Annotated in this window: 17 protein-coding genes and 1 pseudogene; 6 read left to right on the forward strand and 12 right to left on the reverse strand. The window is 24.3% G+C overall.

The window, feature by feature from the left end:
* Positions 1-503: 503 nt before the first annotated feature.
* A pseudogene (bsh, locus tag Q0087_RS05725) lies at positions 504-1,480 on the forward strand (choloylglycine hydrolase).
* A 205-nt stretch (positions 1,481-1,685) separates the two neighbouring features.
* Here the strand turns inward: bsh and Q0087_RS05730 are convergent.
* The 9 genes from Q0087_RS05730 to Q0087_RS05770 form a co-directional block, all read right to left on the reverse strand.
* Entirely contained in the window at positions 1,686-2,576 is an 891-nt protein-coding gene (locus tag Q0087_RS05730; RefSeq protein WP_297898723.1) for a lipopolysaccharide assembly protein LapB, read from the reverse strand.
* Between the two features lie 275 nt (positions 2,577-2,851).
* The gene (locus Q0087_RS05735) at positions 2,852-3,340 is read right to left on the reverse strand and encodes a hypothetical protein (protein ID WP_297898724.1); all 489 of its coding nucleotides are present in this window, start codon (positions 3,338-3,340) and stop codon (positions 2,852-2,854) included.
* Positions 3,341-3,395: 55 nt separating this feature from the next.
* Positions 3,396-3,587 carry a tetratricopeptide repeat protein gene (locus Q0087_RS05740; RefSeq protein WP_342765315.1) on the reverse strand — a complete coding sequence of 64 codons (192 nt, stop codon included), beginning with the start codon at positions 3,585-3,587 and terminating at the stop codon, positions 3,396-3,398.
* A 123-nt stretch (positions 3,588-3,710) separates the two neighbouring features.
* Entirely contained in the window at positions 3,711-3,851 is a 141-nt protein-coding gene (locus Q0087_RS05745; protein WP_297898725.1) for a hypothetical protein, read from the reverse strand.
* Positions 3,852-3,863: 12 nt separating this feature from the next.
* Positions 3,864-4,130 (reverse strand): CDC27 family protein, encoded by a 267-nt coding sequence (locus Q0087_RS05750; protein ID WP_342765316.1) that lies wholly within the window; start codon positions 4,128-4,130, stop codon positions 3,864-3,866.
* The gene (locus tag Q0087_RS05755; protein ID WP_297898726.1) at positions 4,111-4,284 is read right to left on the reverse strand and encodes a hypothetical protein; all 174 of its coding nucleotides are present in this window, start codon (positions 4,282-4,284) and stop codon (positions 4,111-4,113) included. The genes Q0087_RS05750 and Q0087_RS05755 overlap by 20 nt, the downstream gene beginning before the upstream one ends.
* A 74-nt stretch (positions 4,285-4,358) precedes the next feature.
* Positions 4,359-5,150 (reverse strand): tetratricopeptide repeat protein, encoded by a 792-nt coding sequence (locus tag Q0087_RS05760; protein WP_297898727.1) that lies wholly within the window; start codon positions 5,148-5,150, stop codon positions 4,359-4,361.
* A 52-nt stretch (positions 5,151-5,202) separates the two neighbouring features.
* The gene (locus Q0087_RS05765; RefSeq protein ID WP_297898728.1) at positions 5,203-9,054 is read right to left on the reverse strand and encodes a nitrous oxide reductase family maturation protein NosD; all 3,852 of its coding nucleotides are present in this window, start codon (positions 9,052-9,054) and stop codon (positions 5,203-5,205) included.
* A gap of 201 nt (positions 9,055-9,255) precedes the next feature.
* On the reverse strand, positions 9,256-10,236 hold the full coding sequence (locus Q0087_RS05770; RefSeq protein ID WP_297898729.1) for an OmpL47-type beta-barrel domain-containing protein: 981 nt from the start codon (positions 10,234-10,236) through the stop codon (positions 9,256-9,258).
* A gap of 322 nt (positions 10,237-10,558) precedes the next feature.
* Between Q0087_RS05770 and Q0087_RS05775 the strand changes: the two genes are divergently transcribed.
* Positions 10,559-11,386, forward strand: coding sequence for a HEAT repeat domain-containing protein (locus tag Q0087_RS05775; protein ID WP_297898730.1), 828 nt, complete (start codon positions 10,559-10,561; stop codon positions 11,384-11,386).
* Between the two features lie 148 nt (positions 11,387-11,534).
* The gene (ygiD, locus tag Q0087_RS05780) at positions 11,535-12,302 is read left to right on the forward strand and encodes a 4,5-DOPA dioxygenase extradiol (RefSeq protein WP_297898731.1); all 768 of its coding nucleotides are present in this window, start codon (positions 11,535-11,537) and stop codon (positions 12,300-12,302) included.
* Positions 12,303-12,483: 181 nt separating this feature from the next.
* On the opposite strand, the gene Q0087_RS05785 is transcribed toward ygiD, so the two are convergent.
* The 3 genes from Q0087_RS05785 to Q0087_RS05795 all read right to left on the reverse strand — a co-directional run bounded on the left by Q0087_RS05785 (position 12,484) and on the right by Q0087_RS05795 (position 17,464).
* A complete protein-coding gene (locus Q0087_RS05785; RefSeq protein WP_297898732.1) occupies positions 12,484-14,226 on the reverse strand; it encodes an ABC transporter ATP-binding protein in 1,743 nt (580 codons plus the stop codon).
* Between the two features lie 75 nt (positions 14,227-14,301).
* Positions 14,302-16,107, reverse strand: a complete 1,806-nt coding sequence (locus Q0087_RS05790) for an ABC transporter ATP-binding protein (protein WP_297898733.1) — start codon at positions 16,105-16,107, stop codon at positions 14,302-14,304.
* A 379-nt stretch (positions 16,108-16,486) separates the two neighbouring features.
* Complete coding sequence (locus tag Q0087_RS05795; protein ID WP_297898734.1) at positions 16,487-17,464, reverse strand: AraC family transcriptional regulator; 978 nt, start codon at positions 17,462-17,464, stop codon at positions 16,487-16,489.
* A gap of 482 nt (positions 17,465-17,946) precedes the next feature.
* On the opposite strand from Q0087_RS05795, the gene Q0087_RS05800 reads away from it, so the two are divergent.
* From Q0087_RS05800 to Q0087_RS05810, 3 genes are all read left to right on the forward strand, one after another.
* A complete protein-coding gene (locus tag Q0087_RS05800; RefSeq protein WP_297898735.1) occupies positions 17,947-18,528 on the forward strand; it encodes an MptD family putative ECF transporter S component in 582 nt (193 codons plus the stop codon).
* A 146-nt stretch (positions 18,529-18,674) separates the two neighbouring features.
* A complete protein-coding gene (locus Q0087_RS05805; protein WP_297898736.1) occupies positions 18,675-19,415 on the forward strand; it encodes an energy-coupling factor transporter transmembrane component T in 741 nt (246 codons plus the stop codon).
* Entirely contained in the window at positions 19,408-20,994 is a 1,587-nt protein-coding gene (locus Q0087_RS05810) for an ABC transporter ATP-binding protein (protein WP_297898738.1), read from the forward strand. Before Q0087_RS05805 ends, Q0087_RS05810 begins: the two co-directional genes overlap by 8 nt.
* The last annotated feature ends 901 nt before the right edge of the window (positions 20,995-21,895 follow it).

Genomic DNA, 21,895 nt, shown 5'->3' on the forward strand with positions numbered 1-21,895 from the left:
AAAAAAAACAAAAAGTCCACCCCCCCCCCCCCCCCCTTATAAAATTAAAGCTAAAAAAGTAACTAAAATCAGAAAAAATAAATAAAAAAATTAAAATAGCCAAATATAAAAGTTATAACATCTAAAATTGAAAAAATAAGCAAAATAAAAAGTAAAAAAGACCAAAATAACTTGGTAAAATAGAAGCCAAAATATAGAGAATAAAAATTATTATATATAAAATATATAAAATATTATATAAAAAAATAAAAAAATTATATTAATAGCTAGTTTAGAAAATATAAAAAATAGTGGTTTCTTTGATTGGTAGAGGTTTATTATACTGCTTTAAATCTTGATACTCAAAGAAATGCTTTTAAATCTTCAAAACAGCAAAGGAATGGTTTATGGTATGATAAATTTAAAAATCCTATAAATATTTAAAAATCCTCTAGATTCAAGTAAAAAATCAAAAACTAGTAGATTTAGATTATTCTAATTTATTATAAAAATGGTGTTTATTTATGTGTACAGCAAGTAATTATATAACTAATGACCATTATTTTGGTCGTAATTTTGATTACGAAATCTCATATAATGAAAGAGTAACTATAACTCCTCGTAATTATAAATTTAAATTTAGAAAAATTGATGATATGGATTCTCATTATGCAATTATCGGAATTGCCGCAGGTATTGATTCATATCCTTTATATTATGATGCTTGTAATGAAAAAGGATTGAGTATTGCTGGTTTAAACTTTCCAGATAATGCAGTTTACAGAGAATATGAAGATGGAAAGATTAATTTAACCCCTTTTGAATTTATTCCATATTTACTTGGAAAAGCTGCTAATCTTAGTGAAGCAGAAGAATTGTTAAATGATATTAATTTAGTTAATATTAATTTTTCTGATGAACTTCCATTATCTCCTCTCCACTGGATGATTTCAGATGATTCAGGAGCTATTGTTGTTGAACCATTAAATGATGGTTTGAAAATTTATCATAATCCTATAGGTGTTTTAACTAATAATCCTCCATTTGATAAACAATTATTTTACTTGAACAATTATATTTCTCTTTCAAATAAAACTCCCCAAAACACTTTTGGTGGAAATATTAAATTATTTGATTATTCAAGAGGTATGGGTGCAATAGGTTACCAGGTGATTTATCATCAGCTTCTAGATTTGCAAAAGTAGCATTCACAAGAGCAAATTCCTATTCTGAATTTGATGAAACAAGTAGTGTCTCACAGTTTTTCCATATTTTAGGTTCAGTTGAACAACAAAAAGGTTGTACATTTATAGATGAACCTAATTTATATGAATATACAATTTACACCTCATGTTACAATACTAAAAAAGGTATTTTATATTATAAAACATATAATAACTCACAAATAACATCTATCGATTTAAATAAAGAAAATTTAAACTCAAACAAATTAATAAATTATTTATTAATTAATGAAGAACAATTCAACTCCATTAATTAAATCTTTTCCATTAAAAATATTTAATATTAAAATAATATACATTAAAAGTATAATTTATTAAAAACAAATAGATTAAAAAGCAAATATTATTAAAATACTCATTTTTGTATTAATATTAAAAATACTAATGAAAGAACAATCTTAAAAAAATGAAAAAATTAGGAAATTATTTAATAAATATCAAAATCTTCAAAATAAATAAAAATTAATCAATATTTTTAATCTTTTTTAAAACTCTTTCACGACCTTCTAAAGTATATTCATTATCAGGATCTAATTTTAAAGCTTTATCATAAAATTTTAAAGAATCTTCCAAGCGATTTAACTTACATAAAACATCAGCTTTATTAAATAAAGAATAAAAATCATCAGACTTCAAATTTAAGCTTTTATCAAAACAATCTAAAGCTTCATCAAAACGATTTAAATTTTTCAGAGAAATACCTCTATTAAGCCAAATATTATAATCCTTTGAATTTAATTCTAAAGCCTCATCACTAACTTTTAAAGCTTCTTCAAATCTATCTAAATTGTTCAGAACAAAAATTTTATTAATTAAAGCTTCAAGATTTCCAGGATTTAAAATTAAAGACTCGTTTAAACAATCTAATGCTTCCTCAAAACGACATAATTCAATCAAAGCATAAGATTTAATATACCATCTTGATGGATTTTTCTTATCAATATCCAATATTTTGTTAAATATGTCTAAAGCATCCTCATAACTTTTAAGTCCGGTTAAAACAATTCCCTTACCAAATTCTGCATCTAAGTTATCAGGCTGAATTTTTAATACTTTTTCATAAACATTTAATGCATTATTAAATTGTTTAAGTTCATAAAGAATTAATCCTTTATAAATTAAAATATTCACATTATTTTCATCAAATAATAAAGACTCATCAAAGTAATAAAGAGCCTTTTCAAAATCTTCTTTCTCAAAAAAGATTTGACCTAGATAAAAATAGGTATTTATTAAATCATAATCTTTTTCAATAAGTTCAGTGAATATTTCAATAGATTTACTAAATTCATTTTTTTTCATGTAATTTAAAGCTTTATTAGATTTTCTTTTTAAAATAAAATTTGAGATCATGTTTTTTATCCTATATTATTAATATTCTTAATTATTAATAAAAGATTATATTTTTCACATATTTTTTTCCATGTTATCTTCTCATAATTTTCATTTTTATATCCATAAAACTTAATAAAAAAATAAAATAAGCAAATGGCAATAATTATGATAAAGACCTTTAAATCTGGAAAATTCCATTTTTCTAAGTAAATTAAACCCCATATAATAATTAACAATAAAATATGGACTAAAATAATTTTATTATTATATTTCATAATACACCCAATTTTATTTTAAATATTTCTCAACATCTCTTCAACTAAAATATCCGTATTTTTCTCCCCAAGAAAACTAATTTGAATAGTATCGTTGTTAATATTGAAAAGATAATCTGTAGAAGTATAGCTTGTAGATTTATAGACATCTAAATTATCAATTTTTATTTTAGAATAATTCGTCATCTTATAAAAATCCAAAAGTTCTCTTGTTGAAGTATTGTTATATATAACAATTATCGAAAGACTAATTTGTGAGCCTGAATAAATTTTTCCTTCACTATTATTATTCACATTTTCAGACTCAAATATTAAAAAATCTGGAATACTAAAATTATAACCTCCAATATCATCAACATAATAATTAATACCATCATTATTATTAGAAAAAGAATTAAAAGTAAATACCATTAATAATGCGATTAAGATTACTATTATAAGTGAAAAAACAGCTAAAAACTTTTTATCATTAGAATTAATAATATCAAAACTCCCTAAAATGTGCATAATAAATTATTTTATAATGAATATTTTCATAAAATTTAAAAAAATAAAACTAAGTTCAATTAATATCTTTAATCTTTTTTAAAACTCTTTCAAGACCTTCTAAAGCATCAGTATCATTATTATTTATTTTTAAAGACTTATCATAATATTCTAAGGATTCTTGATATCTTTTTAATTTTTCCAAAATATATCTTTTATTATATAATATATCGGCATTATTAGGCCCTAATTCTAAAGATTTATTAATGTAGCTTAAACCTTCTTCAACCTACCTATTTTACCTAATGCCCACCCTTTATCATTTAAAACATTTACATTACTAGGCTCAATTTTCAAAGATTTATTATAACAATCTAAAGCTTCATTAAAATTACCTAAAATTAGTAAAATACTTCATTTTAGATAATGCACCTATATTTTCATAATTAAGATTTAAAGATTTATACAATGAATTTAAAGCTTCATCATAATTATCTAAACTAGTTAAAGCATGAGCTTTAAAAAACCACAATGAATAATTATCTCAATCATTAATCAAACATTTATTAAACAAATCCAAAGCTTCAACATATCTACCTATTTCAAGAAAAACCAACCCTTTATCCATTAAGGCATGCTGATTTTCACAATCAATACTTAAAACTTTATTAAAAATGCCCAAGGCATTATTATAATTTTTCATACCATATAAAACTAGCCCTTTTTGAATTAAAACATGAATATTATCTTTATCTAATAAAAGAGCTTTATCAAAATAATAAATAGCTTTATCAAAATCTTTTTTTATCAGAAAAAACTACCCCTATATTAAAATAAGTATTCAATAAGTCATAACCTTTTTCAATTAATTCATTATAAATTCTCAAAGCTTCATCATACACACCAAATTCTCTAAACTCTCTAGCTTTATTAAACTTCCTTCTTAAAACAATACTCGAAAACATAATCATACCAGATTAGTATTTTATAATTAGAAAATGTACTCTACTAAAAATTTAATGCAATTTAAAATAATGAATCATGAATTAATATCTTTTAGATAAGATAAGATTTTTTCAGCTTCTTTTATATATTTTGTATTATTAGGATTAATTTTAAATCCTTTATCAAATGATATTAATGCACTATCATAATCACCTATCCCTCCAAGAACAATTACTTTAATATAATATAAATTATCATTATCTGAATTTATTTCTAAACCAGTATTTACACAATTTAATGCTTCATCATATCTTTTTAAGTAATATAAAGACATTGCTTTATTTCCAAATAGATTGGAATAATTAGGAGAAATTTTTAAGCATTTATCATAATATTCCAAAGATTCATTAAATTTATTTAACAAAAATAAGATATTTCCTTTATTTAATAAAGCTAAAAAGTTATCTGGTCTTAATTTCAATGATTTATTTATAGACAATAAAGCATCTTCCAGTTGATTCATACCAACTAAAACAAGCCCTTTATTATAAAATAATTCAAAATCCCCATCAAATAATCTTAATGCATTATCAAATAATTTTAAAGATTCTTTATATTGATTTAATTTATAAAAGGATATGGCTTTAGAAACTATTGCTTTAACATAATCTGAATCAATATTTAACACTTTATCAAAAAAAATTATAGATTTTTCATAATCTTTTTTATCATAATAAATTAATCCAAGATTGAAATAAGTATTTAATAAATCATAATCTTTTTCTACTAAATCATTAAATATTTCAACTGCTTTATCATATTCATTATTTTCCCAACATTTTAAAGCTTTATCAAATCTCTTTTTCAAAATAATATCTGAAAACATTATTATTACTCCATTATTTATTAAAAGTGCAATATAAAAAAAATATTATCTTTCAAATATTTTTTATCACTTTTACAATATAATCCCCTAAATTCGGGAGATGTTGAAAAATCGCATAGAAAGTGCCAAACTCAGCTATTCCTGTACCAACAGTAACTTTTGCAATACCCTTAGCTACAAGAGATGGACTTTTAGTTGCAATACCATCAACAATATTCTGAGAGCCCGTTTTAATAAAATTTTTTGCTGCCCTAAACCAATTCAATATAAATAAAGACTCATTCCCATCACCAGAACCACTATTTTTATATTTTTGAGCCTCCTTTAAGCCAGTAATCAATGCACCACCATTAATAGAGGGAATTTGTTTTTTTGTTAATGATATTATGATTCCTGCTCTTAATATATTTGCAGGATTGATTATAGTTACTAGTGATGCATGTGTCCCTGGAGGTAAGCCCATAAGTTTGTCAATAATAGGATCAAAACTATACATATCAACTAACATATCAAAGACATTATTGTTACGATAATATTCTGCTAAATCAGGCTTACCCATATAATCATATATATCTGCAAACAAAGGCCTACATGCATCAAAAGTAATAGCAAGTACAAAAGTTCCTACAATAAGGACACCAATTGGATTTGAAAGTGTTAATCCTGCTATAGATGTTCCAATTCCTCCACTAGTAACAGAACCTGTAATTAATGATCCAAAAACGCCTCCAAACATTATAGAAGCATTACCAACAATTTCTAATTGTTCAGAAAAGCCATTACTAGAATTAAGTAAATTTTCACCATATTCAATACTCTGGTTTGTTTTTCCATCATGGAAACATGGTACTCCTAGAATATTGCCTGTGTGAACATCACGAACTATTCCATTAATTAAATCAATATATAAAACACTATTATTATTTTCTTCTGTATAAACTATCAAATAACCATTACTATAATAAGTTATGAATTTTTCTCCTTCAGCAATATGCTGTAAAATTCCAAGTGTTACACTGCCAATATCTGTAGTATTATACACATTATGCGCTACAAGTTCTTCAACAAGTGAAAAAGCAAATGAACATGTCAAACGGAAATTATAAACATTTATTGGATCTCCAATTACATCCATTCCCATATTATGATCACTTTCACCTGTAATATATGCATCTTCAACATCATTATTCATAGATACCATTACTGGAGTTTTACGGTCCCATGTGACATTATATGTTTTGGCTGCTTGATCAGCTATACGATCATGCTCATAAATAACCAATAAAGCTGTTAGGAAAGTACCATAAGCAGCTTTCATAGCACCTGGACTGAAAAGATTTTTTTGTGACACCCAATAACTTAAATCATCGCTAGTGACATTAGAGTAAGCTATAGCATAAGATTTTAAGCCTTCAAAACCAGTATCATGACCATCATATATACCATTATCATAAAATATAGGAGCCATTCTATAAGAAGGATTACCTGGAAGAGCAATATTTTCATATTCTCCTGTTTCAGAATTAAGTATTATAAATTTAGGATTACTATCACCAAAATAATTAATTCCATCATATAAAGTATCAATAAAATAAAAGTGATTAGACATTATGAATCCTAACTCATCTGAAGACAAGTTATATTCATTTATTAAAAACCCCAAATATAATGATATTGCTTCATCTTGATTAAGCAAACCATATGATTCATAAGATTTAGAACCTATAAAAATGTTATAATCATTTATAGCCTTGAAAACTTCTTCACGATAACTATTTTTATACAATTCATAAGCCAAATTAGTAATGTGTTTAGTTAGAATAACTTCACCATCATATATTAAATCTATATCTGCTGTGAATAAACCAGTTTCCCGCCATAGTACAGTAACCCATGCAAGAGAACCATTATTTTCAATTTTATGAGTTATATTAAGAAGATAACCTGTTTCTTGATCAATTGCACTTGAAAATAACCAAACTTCAATAAATGGTTTATTATCAATAAAATCATAAACCATTTCATCATCAATAAAAGCCATAACTCCTGTTTTATTATCATTAACAGTTGTATTAAAAGTTAATATTGCAGAAGCCTTACCATCAACAACGACCGAACTATTAGTTATATTGCCATACTGTGAATTAAAATTAACTATTCCTCCATCAGGAATACAACCTAAAGCAGAAATATCCTCACCATTACTATTATGAGTTAAATCCACAGTCACAATTGATTCATAAATTTTACCATCAGAAACTTTATAGGATGTAGGAGAAATGCTAGCCACAATCCAAGGATCAAAATATAAACCACCATTCAAATCATAAAGCGCCATTATATCTCCATCTTCAAAATAAATTCCTAATGTTGGAGAATTTGTTCCCCACCAATTATTAGTTGCATTAACATTAATAATCTCAAAAGATTCGAAATTCTGAATAAATAATGAATGTTCTCTGCTTTGGAAACTATTAAAAGAAATATTAGTATTATTCACACGAGCCAAACTAATACCATTCTCATTATCAATGAAAATATTTTCAATAATAGAAATATTATTTACTTCAAATAAAAATAATCCAAAAGTAAAATTTATAAAAAGATTATTCATTATAGTATTATTTAAAGATTCAAATAATAATAATCCACTTGTTTGAGGAAATTCCTCTTGTTTAATATTATTAGCATATATTAAAGATTTTGATATGTTTACTAAGAATATTCCTGCACTTTCATGTATTTTAAAATTATTATATCCAATGAAATAATTTTCTACATTTACTAAATGAAAATCTCTTTCACTAGGAGAATATTTAATAATAACTACATTACTTTGTATATTATTATACATAATCCAATTATTATTAGAAATTTTTGATTCATTATTTGAAATAGAACAAGTATTATTTATAAAATCATTATTGATAATTGTACAATTTGAAACACCATTAATATATATTGCCCCTTGAGTAGTATAATTATAACTAGGCAGTTCTATAATAGTATTATTGTTATCCATTAATGTTAATCCCGAAACTACAATACCACTATAATTTAAAAATAATGTTGCTTTTTTATTATCAATCGGCAATAATATGGTTTCACCATTTATTCCCCCTGATAAAATTATACTTTTATTAATTACATAATTTCCTTCATATATTCCTGCTAAAACTTCAATATAATCCCCATCAAGAGTTTCATTATCATTTATCGCTTCTTGAATATCATTATAAAATTTCCCAGTATTATAATTAATAACACGACCAGGTAATGTTAAATTTCCTGCTTCATTAATAATAATCATTAATGTTTTAACTGTTGTTTCATTACCCAAATTATCGACTGCTTTATATTGTATAAAATAATAACCATGAGTTAAATTTATAATAACTTTATTACCCCCAGATACAAAAGAGGTATTGTTTATATTATACCAAACAGTTAGATTTTCACTATTAGTTTCTAGTGTTAAGTTTTGTGATTGGTTATACCAACCACCTATAAGATCTGAATCTACATTAGGATAAAATTCTCCATATTCTTCAATAACCGTAGTGTTAATATCGATAATTAAAGTTTTAAGTGGTGCTTTATTTCCTGCACGATCAACTGCATAATATTCTATAGTATATGTGCCATTTGTTAGTGATATTTTTGCATTGGAATTTTTTGAAATCCAATTACCGCCATTTATTCTGTAATATATTGTAGAGTTGTAATCTAAATTGTCAGTAACATTTAATCTTAAAGTTTGGCTCGAATTATAAAAACCATCTTCTAAATTACTATAAACATTGGGATGAGTTAAATCTATATAATAACGTAAACTCTGCCAATTTCCTACATTCCCATAATGATCCGCTACAACAAAATCAATGGCATAAAATCCTTCATCCAAATTAATCCTAGCAGAATTATTAACTTGGATTATTGTTCCTCCATTAATAGAATAAGCAATAACTGGATTTGAATCAAAATTATCAGTTGTGTTGATAATTAAAATTTTAGTTGAATTATACCAACCAGGGACTAAATTAGTATTAAAGTTAGGTGAAGTTAAATCACATGTAATATTTAGTTGATAATTAAATTCAATATTTCAAGCTGCATCCCTAGAAGAAAATAAAACAATATGCCTACCTTCATTAAGGATTATAGTAGCAGTTTTACTAACAGAAATAATGTTACCATTATCAACATTATAATAAATAGTCGGATTATTATCCATATCATCAATAGAAGTTAAAATAAGAACACCAGAGTTATAAGAATAATTAACAGTTGGCCCAACTTTATCAATCTTATATACAACTGATTTTTGAGTTTCAGTATTGCCTTTATCATCTTTAGCTTTATAATACAAAGTGGTAATTCCTTGTTGGAAAGTCAAAGAGACGGTTTTTCCTCCTTTTATCCAGTCCCCCGAATTTATTTTATAATAAATACTAGGATTTGTATCTTTGTTATCTGTAGCAGTTAGTGTTACTGTTTTAGCTGTATTATACCATCCTCCTTGAAGGTTAATGGATGTTGTTGGTGGTGTTTGATCAACAGTAACGCCTGATGAAGATATTCCAGATATTATTGGAAATGACATTGAATTAGGCAAAACTCCATCTGCTCGGTAATAATTCATGATTCTTGCATAGGCATGTAAAAGTGATTCATAACGAATATTTCCAATTGGACTTGACATATAATTAGGAGCTTTACCATTTTCAGTACAATATACATTTATATTTCTAGCCAATGATATATACTGAGCTTTAGTAAGTGTTCCAGAACCAGAACCTTGTGGAGAACTAGGACTATTAATTGATTGAATAGTTATATTATTCGTATTTCCTTCACTAACACGTATAGTATAACGAACAGCAGTATGCAAAAATTCTTCATCAGCAATAGTCTTTCCAGAAACCGAAACCGAACTTGGAACTTTTTCATTATCCAAATCAAATTCAACAACAGCCTGAGAAGCTTTTTCAACCTCATCCAAACTCACATCAACAGCAGAAACACAATTAACAAAAAAACACAACGACAATAATAAAAAAAATATTACAAAACTTTTTCTAAACATATATACACTAACCCATTACATGATACTTCTTAAAGTCCAAATGAAAAAAATGAATAAATAAATATTAATTGATAAATTATCAATTAAACTTTATAAATGTTTATAAAAATATCAAAAAGAAAAAAATAAATGTCACAAAAAAAAGAAGTAAAAATTTTATAATAAAAAAACAAAAAATAATAATAATAATAATAATCGAAAATACAAAAGAAATAAAAATAACAAGTTTGTTTAATAGATAATTATTTTGAAATCCTGATATTTTAGATGTTTCTTATTTTTTTAGTAGTGAAAATATAAATAAACATTGGGAATTTATATAATGAATAATAAAAGTAAAATATTAGCTAGAAGAAAAAGAGGGCAAATAAATAAATCAGACTTAGATGGATTTAAAAATTACAACATTGAAGAATTAATAGATCTAATGAACAATGAAGAACCTTGGAAAAGAACTGTAGCTATAACACTTTTAGATGAAAAAAATGAAGAATCAGCTGTTAAATATTTAGCTGAGAAATTCCAGGATGAAGATGCATTATATACTCGAATAGCTATTTCTAAAGCATTAGCTAATTTTGGAGAAATAGCTGTTCCATACTTAATTGATTTACTTGGAAAAATTGGAAATAATCAAGAAAAAACACTTCCAAAAAAATATTTTAACAAAAAAAGCTTTCCACTTCCAAGGGATTTAGCAGCACGAACACTATCTAATTTAGGTAAAGTATCAACCACTTACCTAATTGAATTATTAAATAAAGATAGCTTAAATAAAGAAGATATTTTTATTAAAGAACAAGCTATTGATGCTGTTGGTAGAATAGCTTCAAAATATGATGACCATAGGGCTTTGGACTCTTTAAAAATCCTATCAAAAAAACATAAACCCTATGAAATTATTCAATGGAAAATAGCTAGAGCATTAAGTGGATTTAAAAAAAATGAAAAAGCTTTAAACTTACTTTTTAATATAATTAATGAAAAACCACCTGTTCAAATCAAATGGGAAATTGTTCGATCAGTTGGACAAATTGGAATATTTAATGAAAAAACAAATAAACTACTAAACTCAATAGATGAAAATAACCCAAACCTCATTAAATCAATAAATATAGCTAAAAAAGAAATAAAAAAAGAAAAATTATAAATTTTTTACTTCTAATCTCAAAATAAAAGAGTTTTTTAAATAATAATCTTTTAATTTCATTTTTTATTAAATATTTTTTAATAAATTTTATTATTAATTATAATATTTATATGTATAATAAATATGGATTATAATAATGGAGGAAAAAATGTCAAAAATGCCAGTGCTTTTTGTGGGACATGGTTCACCCATGAATGCTATTGAAAATAATGAATTTAGTAATAAATGGAAAGAAATAGCTAAAGATATACCCAAGCCAAAAGCTATCTTAGTTGTATCAGCACACTATTATACTAATGGAACAAGAATAGTATATACTGAAAATCCAAAAATGATTTATGATATGTATGGATTTCCAGAACCATTATATGAGGTTAAATACCCTGCATTAGGATCAACTTATCATGCTGAAAAGATTATTGAAAATTCAAGTTTTCATATAGAAAAAGATGAAAATTGGGGAATAGATCATGGTGCATGGTCAGTTTTAGTTCATATGTATCCAGAAGCAGATATTCCAGTTTTAGAACTAAGTATAAATAATGATATGACATTAGAGGAGCACTTATTGTTAGGTAAAGAACTTAGTTTTTTAAGAGATGAAGGTGTTTTAATATTATGTAGTGGAAACATTGTTCATAACTTAAACTTAATGGACTGGAACAAGGAAAATGGCTTTTTATGGGCAGAAGAGTTCGATGAATACATTAAAGAAAATATAGTTAAAAATAATATTAATAATATAATCAATTATGAAAAGAATACAAGTTCATATAAGAATGCTTTTTATACAAAAGAGCATTTTATTCCTATCATATATGCATTAGGAGCTGTTGGGAAAAATTACAAAGTAGAAATATTTAATGATAAATGTGTATATGGTTCAATATCAATGACCTGTTATATCTTTGATTAAAAATTAATTTTATGAGTTTTGAAGAATTAAAAAATATTAAAATATAGTATAAAAAAGTTTTAATGGAAAAAATTTCAAAAAAGAATAAATAAAATCAATTTCTATAAATTATTAAAAAATATGAATTGATAATATAATAAAAATTGAAAAAATTAAGAATCATAATAATTCTAATTTTTAATTACAATGTCCATTTTCCTGTTTTGCTTTGTATATCCAACATTTTTTTGTATAAACCATTTTTTTCGGTTAGTTCTTCAGGAGAACCTTCTTCAACTATTTTTCCTTCATTTAAAACAATAATTTTATCAGCATTTGATATTGTACGCATTCTATGTGCAATTACAATTACTGTTTTATTTTTAATTAATATTGATAATGCTTTTTGAATTTTAGATTCATTTTCTACATCTAAAGATGCTGTTGCTTCATCTAATAATATTATTGGTGCATTTTTTAGTAATGCTCTTGCTATGGATATTCTTTGTCGCTCTCCCCCAGATAATAATGACCCATTTTCTCCAATTAATGTATCATATCCATTTGGAAGGTTTTTTACAAATTCATCACACCTTGCTAATTTTGCTACTTTATATACTTCTTCATCACTTGCTCCATGAGCACCTATTCTTATATTTTCTTTTACGGTATTATTAAATAGAACTACATCTTGAAATACAATTGCATAATTTTTAAGTAGTGCTTCTGGATCAATTGATTTTACATCAATTCCTCCTAAGGTTATTTTTCCTTTATCTGCATCCCAAAATCTTGCTGCTAATTTAGATATTGTGCTTTTTCCTCCTCCAGATGGACCTATTAATGCTGTTACTTCTCCTTGTTTTGCATTAAAGCTAATATTTTTTAATACTTCTTTATCTTCTTTGTAATTAAAACTTACATTTTCAAAATTAATATCATATCCACTATTAGAGTATTCTATAGATCCATCAGGGATTGCTTGGTTCTCTATTTTTTTCATTCTCTTAATTTTAACTCCTGACATGAATATTTCTGCTAAAAATTCTAATGCTCCTTGAATTGGTAGATATATGAATGCTGCAGCTATTAAATACAATATAAAAATTAATAAACCAATTTGGCCACTTACAAGTAAATTAGATCCCACAATCATTACTGATACAATACCTAATTTAAGTACCATTTGGCCAGATACAACACTAATCCCAGTAGCTAATTCATTTTTAATAAGAGACGATTCAATATTTCTAATTTTTTTGTTTAGTCCTGTTAGATAATCATCTTCATAATTATATGCTTTTAATTCTTTTATTGTTTCAATAGACTCTTGAATTCCATCAGCACCATTTCTACGTTTTTTTATTGTTTTTTCACTATTTTTTTCTTGTATTGATCTTGAAACAATGACAATGAAAAAAGAAACTGGAATAACCCATAGTAAAGCAATAGATAAGGGAATATTAAATATTAACATTCCAATAGCTATTATTACTAATGAAATTATAGATCCTGCTAATTCTGGAACTGCATGAGAAAATGCGTGTTCTAGTTCAGTGCAATCTCCCATGATAGTAGTTGTTAAATCAGATAAATTCTTTTTTTCAAAAAACGACATTGGAAGTTTTCTTAGTTTTTCTGCAAGTGTTATCCGCCTTACTTCGCTCTCTTCATAAGTAGCATTGTATATTAAATTGTATTGTTTTGATTTTAATATATAAATTATTACTAATACAATAATTATTAAAACTATAAATCCTATTAAATCTAATTTAACAGACACAATATTTGGTTCTGGTATATATTGAGATAAAAATAAAACAAACAGCATAACAGGTAACATTAAACTAAAATCTAAAAGAGTTGTATATAGTATTCCTTTTTTTAGATTATTTGCTCCTTTTTTGCTTAATGCAAATTTTTTAACTAAATATTCATCAATCATTTATTAAACTCCTTTAAACTCATTTTTTCATACTTATAATTATTTATAATCCCTATTTTCTTATATTCTTCATTTTTAACCATTTAAATTCACTAAAGATTGAGAATTTTCCAATTTCCATTGTACAGATTCATTATAATCATCCCACATATTTTTATAAAATCCATTGGCTTCAATAAGCTCATTATGTGTTCCGGATTCCATAATCTCTCCAGATTTTATTACATGTATTTTATCCACATTTTTAATTGTAGATAATCGATGTGCTATCATTAATACAGTTTTTCCTTCGGTAATCTTTTTAAATGCTTTCTGTATTTTATATTCATTTTCAGGGTCAGTGAATGCTGTAGCTTCATCTAGAATAATTATTGGTGCATCTTTTAATATTACACGAGCTAAAGCTATTCTTTGTTGTTCTCCCCCAGATAAATGAACTCCTGATTTCCCAATAACTGTATCTATCCCTTCAGGTAATTTTTCTAAAATATCATCACATTGTGCAGCACTTAATGCTTCTAATACTTCTGATTTTTTAGCATCTTTTTTAGCAATTAAAACATTGTTTAATATACTGTCTTTAAATAATTGAGTTTTTTGAAAAACAAAGGAAATATTTTTCATTAGATCTTCTTTCTTAATATTTTTCACATTTGCATTTCCAATTAATATTTTTCCAGTATTTACATCCCAAAATCGTGGAATTAATGTAGCTAATGTAGTTTTTCCCCCTCCAGAAGGACCAACAAGTGCTATTGTTTGATTTTCTTTTATTTCAAAATTAATATTTTTTAAAGTATCCTTAATATTTCCAGGATATTTAAATGAAACATTTTTAAACTTTATTTGATGATTATTAATATGTTGTGGGTTTTTAGTTTCTTCTAATGGTTTATTATCTAATATTTTTTCTATTTTTAATAATGCTTGTTTAGCAATCATCCAATTTTGACTTGAAAACATTATTTTAGTCATTATTAAAGATGCTATTGGAGTTAGAATAATATAAAATATTAAATCTAAAAATAAAGAAGGATTAAATGTAGAACCTATTAATAATATTCCCGCAGGTATTAATAATGCAAAAAATCCGTTTATTGAAACAGTAAAACAGCTATAAGGTACTTGACATGAAATTGAATAGTCAGTTACAAATTTACTATAATCTTTAATTGTTTTATGGAAACTTTTAAAAGAAAATATACTTTGTTGGAAAGTTTTTGTAACTGGTATTCCCCTTACATATTCTACTGCTTCAGCATTCATATCTTCTAAAGATTGTTGATATTTTATTAACATTTTTTTGTTACTTCCTCCAATCATAGGTAGGATTATTAATAGTCCTACTACCATAGGAACTAAAGATAATAATCCAAAAAACCAATTATAAGTAAATAATAGTACTAAAAAAGCAATAGGAGTTATTATTGCAATAACCAAATCAGGTAATGAATGAGCTAAAAACCCTTCAGTTGTTCCAGAACTATAATCAATAATTTTACGTAAACTTCCACTACTTTTATTTGAAAAAAATCCTAAAGGTAATTTCAGTAAGTGTTTCATAGTTATTATTTTCATATTTCTTTCGTTTCTAAATGCAGATAAATGTGTACACATTAAACCTATAAAATAAATTCCTATAGATAATAATCCATAATATAATGCCATCCATCCATAATGAGCTAAATTTACAGCATTTGAATAATTTGGCATTACTGATATTATCTCTTCAATCATTTTCCAAATATAAATAAATGGCATTAATCCTAAAATAGCACTAATACCTGCTAAAATGCACCCAACGATTGTTAAATATTTGTAATTTCCTGAAAAACTTAACAAACTTAAGAATTTATTGTCTTTTTTTTCATATAACTTCATTTTTTTTCCTCTTATATTATTATCCTAATAATTAATTATTTAATAAATCAATCAACTATTTAATAGACTAATTATTATTTTAATAAATTAATAATTACTTCAGATAGATTAATTATTATTTTAATAGATTTTAAAGAATTTTAGGCATGCCTAAATTTATAATAATCCAAAAAGCCATCCAAAATTTAAAAGAATTTGAAAAGCTAATATATCTCAAAGGACTTTAAAGATATATTTATTAAAATTAAAATAAAATAAAAAACTATGAGAATTATTTAATTAATTTATTACAGTTAGCTTATATTAACACAATAAATATATAAATATAATCGAACTAAAAAGACAAAATAATCCAAATGGACAAAATAAGTAAATAAATTTAAAGTTTTCTTTTATTTTCTTTTAGTCTATATTGACTTGGAGTAATCTTATAATAATCTTTGAATGCAGCAGAAAATTTACTAGAATTTTTATAACCTACTTTATTAGCTATATAACTAATTTTATAATCTTCTTTATTTAATAATTCTTTAGCTACTTGTAAACGATACTCTTTTCTCCAAGTATATACTGGTTTGCCATAAATAGATTTAAAAGAAGTTTTTAATGATGTAATACTAATATTATACTTCTTTGATAAATATTCCAGCGTTATAGGTTTTTGAATGTTTTCTATTAATTCTTTTCTTATAGTTTTAATAGTTTCTACCTGTTTTTTTGAAAAATATTTTCTATTTTCAATTGTATTATTTAATGGAGTTATTTTTAAAAATAAAAAAAGTTCTAATACTTTTAATTTAAAGTAGATTTTCTGAATTTTTTCATCTACATAATACATTTCATTAAAAATATGTTCTATTTCTTTTGTAGATTTAATTAACAAAAAATCATTATTTTCGGATATTTTATTGTATAACTCATTTAAATCAAATGAATACCCAAATACATCTTTCAAAAATGGTTTAGCGGATTTTTTATTGATATATATTTCTATTCCCTCATAATAACCTAAAGGAAATGTTGAATAATTACTTTCAGTATTTTTTGTTGATACAACTAAATCCCCTTCTTCCAAATAATGGTATTTTCCTTTAAATTTACATTCAAATCTTCCTTTTTTACAATGATTAATAGTAATTTCCTGATTTGAGTTCATTCTATTAAATTCATTTATTTCAAACCCATGAATTTCAATATTTATTAGATAAATCCCTGGAAAAACACCATAGCTTATCATTTTTCCTTTTGCTAGCTTAAAATCAAAAGAATATACTGTTTTAAAAGAGTTTTCATTAAAAATTTTCATTGAGTTTTCATATTTTTTATCAATATTTATCTTTAATGGATTTTTTTTCATGATAATCATTATTTATATTAATTTTTATCAACAAGTAGTTGTCATACCAAACTTATTATTAATTTAAATTTTTTTATCAAATTATTTTTTTATTAAAATATCTTATTATCTAATTATTTTTTTTATTAAAATATCTTATTATCTAATTATTTTTTTTATTAGAACATTTTTATCAAAAATTTAGGTATGGCTAAATTATCCTATTATATGGTCCTCATTATATTTAAAATAGAGATATATAAAATTTTTATAAATAATTTTTAATAAAAAATAATGAAAAAATTTAGGTATGCCAAAAAATTTATATATGATTTAGTCTAAACTAAATTTAAATAAACATATTTAATAAAAATCTGAATTATATTAATATTTTTTAAATAATATTTATTATATTTATTTATAAATCAATGCACATGATATTTGATAAAAAATATTTTATGATATATTATTTATTCAGAATAGCTTTATTTACTGGTGATAAATTGAATGAAAAATTAAATATAAAAGATTTGATAAATGTAGGAATATTTACTGCAATTTACATAATTGTAGTATTCGCTGTGGGTATGATTGGTTATATTCCCTTATTTTTAGTTATACTTCCGATTTTAGTGCCTATTGTTGGAGGAATCCCATTTATGCTTTTCATAACAAAAGTGAAAAAGTTTGGAATGGTTACAATAATGGCTTTACTTGTTGGTCTTATCATGTTTATTAGTGGACATACATGGATCCCTATATTGACTTTCCTCATTTTTGGAATATTATCCGATTTAATAATGAAGTCTGGAAATTATCAAAGTTCTATAAAATCAATCATAGGATTCGCTGTTTTTAGTATTGGAATAATGGGAAATATGCTTCCTTTATGGGTAATGAGAGATTCTTTCTTGTCTTATTTAAATTCCGGCATGGGAGTAGAATATGCTAATGTTATAGCCACTATAACACCCCCATGGGCATTCTTTGTTTTGATTATAGGTGCTTTTATAGGGGGTATATTGGGAGCAATTATTGGTAAAAAAGTACTTAAAAAACATTTTAAACGAGCAAATATTGCATAATATTAAAAAAAGGAATAATAAGTAAAGAAGGATAATAGGAAATAATGAATATTATTTATTAATTTTAATTTATTTAATCTTCAATAATTAATAATCCTCAAAAAATCCCTTAAAAAAATAATTATATGATTAAATAGATGGTTTAAATGAGCGAATTTTTTAAATCTACAACCGAAAAATATTTTTTAAAATTAGATCCAAGAACGAAAATTTTTGCATTAGTTGTAATAAATTTACTAGCATTCTCTTTGGTTCCGTTATATATAACAATATTCTTAATATTCATTCCATTTTTTTGTCTATTATTGAGTAATAAAGAAAAAATAGCTTTTATATTCATTTTACTTTTTTTTATAGCTAAATTAATCGAGATATATCTTATACCTGTTACTCATGGTTTAATAAATGGACTACTTATAATGTTTTCTAGTGTGATTGTTAGAATGGGACCAGGAATTATTATGGGATATTATGTCTTAACAACTACAAAGGTAAGTGAGTTTATGGCATCAATGAATAGAATGAAGATTCCAGAATCAATATCTATTCCAATATCTGTTTTATTTCGATACTTTCCAACAATAATTGAAGAAATAAGGGCTATAAAAGATGCAATGAAAATGAGAAGGATAGGGAGTGACTTAAAATCATTATTAAATCCATTAAGACTATTAGAATATATTTTCGTGCCATTATTAATAAATGCTGTGAAAACAGGAGAAGAATTATCCGCAGCATCATTAACTAGGGGATTGAGTAACCCTATTTCAAGAACTAATATTTGTCAAATAGGATTTGGAATTTCTGATTTTTTAATTTTGATAGTATCAATTATTGGCCTTATAATCTTTGTTCTATATATTATAGGAGGGATATCAATTGCTTAAAATCAATAATCTTAATTTTACTTATTCTGAAGAAAAAAAAAGCAATATTTTGAATAATATCAATTTACATATTAAAAAAGGAGAAGTTATCCTTTTGTGTGGTGAATCAGGATCTGGAAAAACAACTATCACTCGCTTAATAAATGGTTTAATCCCAAACTTTTATTCGGGAAAAGTTGATGGAAATATAACTTTGATAGATGAGAATATTTTTGAAATACCAATATATAAAATTGCTGAAAAAATTGGTTCAGTTTTTCAAAATCCTAAAACACAATTTTTTAATGTTGATACTACTAGTGAACTAGCTTTTGGATGTGAAAATTTAGGATTGCCTATAAAAGAGATAGAAAAAAGAATTAATAAAATTGTTTATGATTTTCAAATAGAACATCTTTTAAACAAAAGTATTTTCAAACTATCTGGTGGGGAAAAGCAGAAAATAGCTTGTGCTTCTATTTCTGCTTGTTTTCCAGAAATTTTAATTCTTGATGAGCCATCTTCTAATCTTGATTCTACTGCAACATGGGATTTAAGAGAAATGATTATTTCTTGGAAAAATATGGGTAAAACTGTTATTATAGCAGAACATAGAATATATTTTTTAAAAGATATTATTGATCGCATGATATATATGAAAGATGGAAAAATCCAAAGAATAATTTCAAATGAAGAGATAAAAACAATGCAAGATAATTCTTTTTCAAATTTAGGAATAAGAACTCTATCTTTAACTAATTTAACTAAAAATAAAAATAATATTTTTAATGAAATAAATAATCATGAAAAGGAAGATAATTATAATAATAATAATAATAAAAAAGATATTAATAAAAGTGATTCCAGCAAAAAAAATTCATTACATAATCCCTATTTTTCTTTAAAAGACTTTAAATTTTCTTATGAAAATGAATTAGCAATAAACATTGATTCTGCAAAAATTCCACAAAATGAGATAATAGCTATTATTGGAAAGAATGGAGCAGGTAAATCTACATTTGCACGATGTTTATGTGGTTTAGAACGTAAATGTAAAGGAAAATTAAAAGTTAACGGGAAAAATCTTAATTCAAGAAATAGGCTTAAAATCTCATACATGGTAATGCAAGATGTTAATTATCAACTATTTACAGAAAGTGTTTTAGATGAAATCTATTTAAGTTTGGATGATTTTATTAGTAAAAATGAAATAACATGTAATGAAAAAAAAGAAATAGCTGAAGATATTTTAAAAAACTTAGACTTACTTGAGTTTAAAGATGCCCATCCAATGGCTTTATCTGGTGGGCAAAAACAAAGAATAGTAATAGGAAGTGCAATTGCTTCTAATAAAGAAATAATGATCTTCGATGAGCCTACAAGTGGTTTAGATTTAAAACACATGAGAGAAGTAGCCAATAATATAAAAAATCTTCAAAAAAGAGGAATTAGTTCTTTTATTATTTCCCATGATCTTGAACTTATTTTTGAATGTTGTAATTATGTTATACATTTAGAGGAAGGAAAAATAATTGATAAATATTATATTGATCATGAAGGAGAAAGAAAACTAAAAAATTTTTTTATTCAATCTGATTAATTTATTATTTCTTCATAAAATTATAATATAATTAAAAAATTTTATTTCTAAAATTGCCTCAATAAATCGTTAATAATCTTTTCATCTTTTTTAAAGTTAGTTTAATTTGAAATAGATTAGACAGTTCACACCCATGAGTTATAGCACATAAAAACCAAAAAAATATTACAAATATTATTGCAACTATATATTCTAAGATATATCTGAAAGTTCCTTTTTATTTTTTCAATACCCTTTTATTTTCAATTAAACTATCTGGAATTGGAGTAATACTATCATTTTCTACAATTTTATATTCATTTTTAGTTGGTAATGTTGTTCTTACAATTAAACCACCAATTCTTACCCCCTAATATTGGGCCAATAAAGCTTAATAATGGAAATGTAAAAAACCCAAATATTATTAATAATATTATTATTCCTAATCCTTTAGTTAATCCTTTATTGAATTTTTTTTAAATTCTTTTCATGTTATTATTTTTCTATTATTCTGCATTTCATCTTCAATTTCGTTTAATTCTTTATCAATCATGGAATTCTTTTTCATATATTCACCTATATTAAAAGATAAAAATTAGAAGTTAGATAATATTATCTACTTAATTAACTTATTAATAAATTTTTCATTTTTAAAAAAAGATTATATAATTATAAATTTATTAAAAATAAAATATTAAAATAAACTAGATATAGTAAAAAGATTAATAATTACTTTTTAGTATTCAGTTAATAAATGATATATATCTTTTAAAACACAGATATAATTAATAGGAGAATATAAAATGTCTGATAAAAATAATATTGTAGAAAGATTAAAGAACAATGAAGATGTTGATAAAAAAGAAATAGTAAATTATACTATAGGTCTTCAATTAAAAAGAATAGAAAGACAAATTGATGC

This window comes from uncultured Methanobrevibacter sp. (assembly GCF_937881195.1).
Classification (GTDB): Archaea; Methanobacteriota; Methanobacteria; order Methanobacteriales; family Methanobacteriaceae; genus Methanobinarius.